This is a genomic window from Cohaesibacter sp. CAU 1516, from assembly GCF_005771485.1.
In the GTDB taxonomy this organism is placed as follows: domain Bacteria; phylum Pseudomonadota; class Alphaproteobacteria; order Rhizobiales; family Cohaesibacteraceae; genus Cohaesibacter; species Cohaesibacter intestini.
This window is the reverse complement of the sequence record NZ_VANT01000022.1, coordinates 1-6,811: the sequence shown is the minus strand read 5'-3', so window position 1 is coordinate 6,811 and position 6,811 is coordinate 1. Positions and strand designations below refer to the sequence as shown.

Genomic DNA, 6,811 nt, shown 5'->3' with positions numbered 1-6,811 from the left:
ATAATGGACCATTCGAAGTCGGTCAGTTCATAACGGCGGCGTGTCATACAAGGCTCCCTAGTCTGGAACCGTTGAATCACAATCTCCGCTAAAATCAAACAACTTTTATGAGTTTACGGCCTAGTCGATCAGCCGTGGATCATTATGTCCATCGGGTTACGAGAATGGGCACATCGGTTCTGAATTCTGCTCGTTGGTATAATCTCGTCGGTTTGCGCATCGGTCGCCTTGATTTCTGTGTTGGGCTTGCCATATCGCTTCTTCCACGCATAAAGCGAATGGCTGCTGACACCAATCCGCTCCGACACCTCTGCAACGGAGTACCCTCGCTCGGTGATCTGCTTGACTGCTTCAATCTTGAATTCTTCAGTGAAATGGGAATTGGGCATCGTAGTCTCCTTGCCTCATTTTTAGGGGACAAGGGGTCTTCAATTCTAGGGGCAATTCAACTGTCAGATCAAGTCTGAACTTCTACATATGACTATTGGCAATTCGGTCACCCAATCAAATCCCAACTCAACGCCGTTCCACGCGTGATATCTTGCTTAGCAACACAGCCAAGAACCTCATAGTAGTATCGAGGTCTCAGTCCTTTTCCTGGGCGAATCGAGCGAATGTTTTCCTCGGTAAAACACTCACCTTTTGCGATATCCTTGACGACATAGAGTGAGCGTCGATGAGGTTTGGTTTGCGCTTCGGATTGTGTACTGATGAAATTTGGTTTTCCAATTGCATCAAATGCATTTTTGCATTCTGCCACCAACTGACTTAATTCTCCCTTTTCGAGGGAAAATTCACTATCTGGCCCACCATCAGAACGCGCTAACGTAAAGTGTTTCTCAATAACACTCGCACCTAACGCTACTGATGCTACAGATACACCAAAACCCATTGTGTGATCTGAGAGGCCTGCCAGACAATCAAAGTTGTCTGCGAGGCATTTTATACTGGACAAGTTGGCTTCACGTGCGGGTGTCGGATAGCCGCTAGTACAATGCAACAAAACCAAATCATTATTGCCGGTATTTCGCACCGTTTGTACGGCTTCCTCAATTTCTGCCAGTGAAGCATTGCCTGTAGACAAAATAATCGGTTTCATTTTCTCGGCGGTCTTGCGTATAAGCGGAAGATCGATCAGCTCAAAAGAAGCAATCTTGAAGGCAGGAGCCCCCAACTCGTCCAGAAAATCCACTGCCGTAAAATCAAAGGGAGAACTGAAAATTGTGATGCCAATTCTTTTCGCCTCTTCGAACATACACTCATGCCATTCCCATGGAGTATGAGCTTGTTCATAAAGTTGATAGAGATAGTTACCCTTCCACAAACCGTCATCGATATAGAATTCAGGCCCGTCGTGGTTGATGGTGATAGTATCAGCTCGGTAGGTTTGAAGCTTCACCGCGTTTGCACCAGCCTCTTTGGCAGCGTGTATAAGCGCAATTGCTCGCTTAATATCCCCGTTGTGATTACCGGACATTTCGGCAATGATATAAGGGGAGTGGCCGTCACCAATCAACGTCTGATCGATATTAATCTGTTTCATACTTACTCTCCCAAAACTTCAGTGAGATAATTTGAAATGGAGGAGAGACTCTTGAGTTTTTCGATCATGCTAGCGTCGATTCGCAGACTGAATTCTTGTTCGACTGCCATTATCAACATGAGATGCTTTAGGGAGTCCCAAGAGTTGCACGTCTCCATAGTGACGTCTTGATCTATGGTATATGTGGTGTTCATTGTTTTGTTAAAAACCATCAACAAACTCGCTCGAAGCGCGTCATCAGCTTTCGCTGGTGGCCGTTTTGGCAGAGCGCTGTTAGATGGCAAAGTTGCACTCTGGTCAATTTTTTTCTTATTTCCAATGACTGAGCCGGGCGGAAAGGCTTCAACGAGCTCGAATAACCCATGATCCAGATGGAATAGAAAGGCCACGCGGCGACCATGATATGCATTGTCGGTACGTGGTGGAACAACTAAGCGAGCATTGTAGCGTTCTACGGCGGCGTTCACGGCTTCATCGAGATTATGAACTGCAAAACAAAGATGATATGCCCCCCCCCCTTTGCTCAAATAGTTCAAAATTGGGCTTCGCTTAGAAAGCGGAGCCAAGATCTCAATAGTGCCTTGACCCCTCAACTCCACGAAAGCAAAGCGTACATCTTGAGCATCGTTTTCTCCTGGTCCGCGCCAGAGCCGGCATCCAGGCAGACTAAGATAGTCTTGCAAAGTTCTACTTAAATCACCAGTTACAACCGCAAAGTGATCCAAATATAGAATTCCAAGCCCCTCAAACATACTAAACCTCAACTTAAATTGCTAAAAATTCACGAAAACTAAGGCGGATGATACACAACTGTCTTTAACGAGCTTATTGCAGATTGTCCTCGACCGAAACACCGAAGTCTTGTTCTTTGAAATATTTCAACGAACGATGCCAGATATCTTTATCCGGATAAAGTTGAAAGCCATTGTCCTCAAACAGTTTTTCAACAGGTGCATTTCTCTCGCTCGCTACAAAGGCCCCAAACAGATGCTCCTTTCCGAGTGTTCGCGCAGATTTGGCCAAAGACTGTAGGATTGCATTTTCAATGTTGCGCCCCATAACCCGGCACGACATAACAAAATTGTCTATTGTCCATGAAGTCTCATCTTGGCTCATAACCAGAACTGCGATCCCTTCCCATTCCTTGGAATACTTGTCCATCGACTTTACATGCACAACAAATCGGTCGTTGCGGGACATGAAATTCGACAGATCCTTAGCAGAGTAACGAATGGTAGTGGTATTGAACTGATTGGTTTTCTGAATCAGTTGTTGACTGCGTTGGAAGTTGTTTTCATCAAGGTACTCCAGTCTGACCCCAATCTCCAACTCCCGCAAATAGTCTACTTTGTCTTTGACTTCAGCCAACTCCGCATTAATTTTGACTTGAGACTTATAAAGATCAACGCGCCTGCGGTCACTATCAGAGACCTCATAAAGGGTCAACTCTGGCAAATTCATGACAAAATCATACCAAAGGGTCGGGTCCAAAGGGAGATCAGGAACATACACCTCAGGAAAATTTTGTTTCACATCTGCGCGTTCAACCGGGTTATCGTCAATAAAGCATATAGACGCAAGCCCAATGTTCAATTCCTTAGCAATTTCAGCAATATTCTTTGGTTTAGGATTCCAATTGATCTTGCGAATTATAAAGTCTTTCGGCCGCAAAACCATATTGGGGTGATCCGCGATGGCCTCCATTGCGACAGCTTCTGTATTCTTGCTGCACACGCATAGCAGTAAGCCATTTGAGCTGTAGATCTTGAACAGACTTTGCAGATCCTGATAAACGTTCCCTGGGAAATCTCCTCCCAGCTGGATACCTTTTATCCCGTCATCACCGATGACACCTCCCCACAATGTGTTGTCTAGATCCAGAACAAGGACACGAGCAGTTAGAGCTTTTCTGGCTAACATAAGCCCCACAAGCTTGGAGGCGATGCGATTGGTAAACTCTAATGAAAATGGATTTCTGGCCAAATACCAATATTTATTTCCAAAGGAGTTCTCTATCCCATTGTTTGTTAACAACTCAGCATAAGGCAGGACCGTTATCATTCGTTCCCTGCAGAATTCTAGAAGTTTTGCATTAAACTCTGCTGCCAGTTCATCAAGGGCTGCTGAACCTAATCCCAATTGACCACCGCTGGAAGGCGTCTGTTGATGTGGTCGGAAATCGAAAACAAAAATCTGAGGTTCTTTCGCTGATTTTCGAACATAGTCGATCAACCCGAGATAGTGCGCAAACTGCTTTCTGGCCGCTTCAAAGTCACTATTGCTCGTCAGCTGCCGCCCTACAGGCAGAAAGTCTTCAATCCGCTCCGAGAATACCTGCACAGCATTGGAAACATGAAAGCACTCGAAGTTCGGGTCACGCAACGATATTGCATACTGGCCGAAATCTAGCGATACGGTCTGATATTCGAGACGTGGATATGCCTGTAGAAGCTCATCACAAGCAGCGCATAGAAACTCTGTATTGTAAGAACCGAAAAAGTATATTTTTTTCAAGTCATTTATCCGATTTTCCGGAAACAAGTGCTGCATAAATACAACGTCGGCGTCAGTCTGACTGCTCCCGTCCGGAGCACTATTCATGCGAGTAAAGCCAAACCGTTCATGCATAGCCAATACGATTGAGTTTTCCGCTTTGCTTTCGCAAAAAAGCGCCTCGACCTTGAGTGCATTTCGACTATAATCGAGGATAAATTCCTCGATCCACATCAGGATACTGACACGCTGGGATGGGTCAGTAACCGTGGCATTATCAAGATAAAAGCCCCACCATGCGCTTTTTCCTTCACCCTTGTAACCATAAACTGTAACAACCCCAACTGGATTCGAATCTTCCTCGACGATATGAATGCTACGATCATCTCGGGACCTGTTGTTCTCCCACCAAGCGAAATGTTCGCTTTCAGTAATTACATGTGTTGAGAGCATCATAGCGCGAACATCTCGATGATTGCGCCATTCCAATACGCGCAGCTTATCGTCATCTGTCGCTAGCCTAGCTTCAAAATGTCCCATTAGATCAATCCCAGTAATTGTTTCGCAACACGAGAGCACCCTTGAGCATCAACCAATTCAGATGAACGCTCAGATAGGGTTCTCAGCCGATTAAAATCAGGCAGTAGGTGCACTAATTCACGTTCGAATATTTCGGGTGACATATCTGTATAATGACCGAGATAGATATGAGACCCGTAGTCTCGGACTGCAACGGCCACTTTTTTTTGATTTCCAGCTACGCTGCAGACAAGTCCTGGTAAATGACATGCACAACGTTCCCAAGTCGTAGTGCCAATTGCTCCAACGTACAGGAAGGCACGCTCTAGAAAATGTTCCATATTCCGGACTTGAACGTGCAGATCAATATGCTCTGCATTTCCAATAGTTGCTTCTATCTCATGAATATGCGGGTTTTTTCTACCCACAATCACGTCAACCTTATAGGGGTGCATAAAATTCTTTAAAAGAGTTCGACAGGCAACGGTGGTTTGATTGATGAGATCAACCCCTCCGAAGAACACTACTATATGTCCTTTTTCAAAACGTTCTGCATAAGGCAGCAGTCGAGAATGTGAGGCCTCGAAGCTCTCGGTCAAAAGAGCAAATCTCGGCCCCACCATCAAGCGTGATTCACTAGGTACTAGCCCCGAATAGCGCTCTTCGCTTTCTGAGAAGAAATTCTGATCTAACAGAATGTTGCAATCGTGTTTTCGATCCGCGAGGTCATCAATTACCATTATGTTCCCGCACGAGGAGCGCACCAGCATTTCCCAGCGGTAATCCAATCCATAATGGTCAACAATGATCCAGTCAGGGTAGCGATCTTTAATGGCCTCCAAGAAAGAATAGGCGTCTTGACCTTGTGAGCCGTGTAACCAAGCTGCATGGGGCGGCAAATCTGCTAACTCATCAATCTCTGAGAAAACATCGGAAACTGGCTCGATTAGACGACAGGTAAAGCCGTTATCAATGATCGAGTCTGCTATATTTCCCGGAAGATTTTTGCATACAAAATGACAATCAACTCCACACGAGCGCAACTTGCGTGCCAGAACCATACAGCGCACAACATGTCCAGTGCCAATTTCCAACGATGCGTCAACGCGAAAGACTATATGCGCGTCCTTTTTTCGATCAGTCAGCATATTTCATACTCAATCGTTAGCTTCAATATATTTTGGAAAACGTGGATTAATAACGAACCATTTCATTGATTTGAGCAGATCCATCAAAATTAACTATCTATTTTACTCTCAATCCATCTACCTCATGTCAGATAATAGTAGATTAATATGCAAATTTACTTCTACTTGCACTCCGGAAAATAGTTGGCGGGTCATCCGCAACCCCTCCGATGTCATAATCGATCAACGGATATCTTAACTTTGATTCCGTTTCGTTCTTGTGTGGGCTTATGCTCGTTCGCGTGATTTCATCTTGAGTGGTACACCATGTGAGGTTCTTGCGGTTTCCCATTTCAGTGTGGTTTGATTGTAGAATTTGCGCCTCCAATTTAAGTTTCTGGGCAGTCGAAATGCCTCCGGTTCCCATGATCAATCCTTCATTGTTGTATGTACATAACCAGTGTGTCACATGGAGGCCCGCAAAAACTGCTTAATTTGACCGATGGAATTTCGTTGAGACAGACGTCCACGGCTGTTGCAGCGCTGATTGCGTAGTTCTTGCGATATTTGGTCTGTTTTCTGTCCCTTCAGGCAGACTCATGCCATGGAGCTTCTCCGTTCATGGAAGATCAAGCGGTCAAAATTGTAGGCGAGATTGGCGAGCACCAGTTTCGTTTCAGCCCGAGCAAGTCCGATTGTTCTGATGAACAAACCATAACGGTTCTTCTGATGAGCAAAGACATGCTCGACACGTGCCCGGATTGAGGACTTCTTCGCATTGGCACGCGATGTTGCCTTCGGCATGGGCTTACCAGAAGGCTTGCGTCGATGGATTTGGCTTATCAGCATGTTGTTGGCCAGCCATTTCTCATTGCTTTGAGAACGATAGGCGCTATCTGCCCAGACATAGGAAGCAGTGTTGTCCTTGCGCAAGACATGTCTCAACTGACGCCCGTCAGCATCAGCAGCCGACGTAACCGTGCTGCCTCTTATGAAACCGAATTTACGATCAATGCTGATATGGCTCTTGTAGCCAAATACTGGAAGGGCAATCTGAGGTAACGGCGTTCCGTCTGGCCGATAGCGCACTTTTCCGCCAACCTTCAGTGTCCAGCGGGCATTGGTATCT

5 protein-coding genes and 1 pseudogene are annotated in these 6,811 nt (G+C 45.6%); all 6 read right to left on the bottom strand.

All coding sequences use genetic code 11. The features are described from left to right. Positions 1–200: 200 nt before the first annotated feature. Positions 201–389, bottom strand: a pseudogene (locus FDK21_RS20265) (transposase); the annotation flags it as partial. Positions 390–496: 107 nt separating this feature from the next. After that, positions 497–1,543, bottom strand: a complete 1,047-nt coding sequence (gene pseI, locus FDK21_RS20260) for a pseudaminic acid synthase (protein ID WP_138150683.1) — start codon at positions 1,541–1,543, stop codon at positions 497–499. A gap of 2 nt (positions 1,544–1,545) precedes the next feature. Further along, a complete protein-coding gene (locus tag FDK21_RS20255; RefSeq protein WP_138150682.1) occupies positions 1,546–2,295 on the bottom strand; it encodes a VOC family protein in 750 nt (249 codons plus the stop codon). A 73-nt stretch (positions 2,296–2,368) separates the two neighbouring features. Next, positions 2,369–4,576, bottom strand: coding sequence for an HAD-IIIC family phosphatase (locus FDK21_RS20250; RefSeq protein WP_138150681.1), 2,208 nt, complete (start codon positions 4,574–4,576; stop codon positions 2,369–2,371). After that, on the bottom strand, positions 4,576–5,703 hold the full coding sequence (gene pseG, locus FDK21_RS20245) for a UDP-2,4-diacetamido-2,4,6-trideoxy-beta-L-altropyranose hydrolase (RefSeq protein ID WP_138150680.1): 1,128 nt from the start codon (positions 5,701–5,703) through the stop codon (positions 4,576–4,578). The genes FDK21_RS20250 and pseG overlap by 1 nt, the downstream gene beginning before the upstream one ends. 576 nt (positions 5,704–6,279) lie before the next feature. Further along, positions 6,280–6,811 (bottom strand): transposase (locus FDK21_RS20240; protein WP_138150679.1); only part of this gene is annotated, 532 nt, incomplete at its 5' end.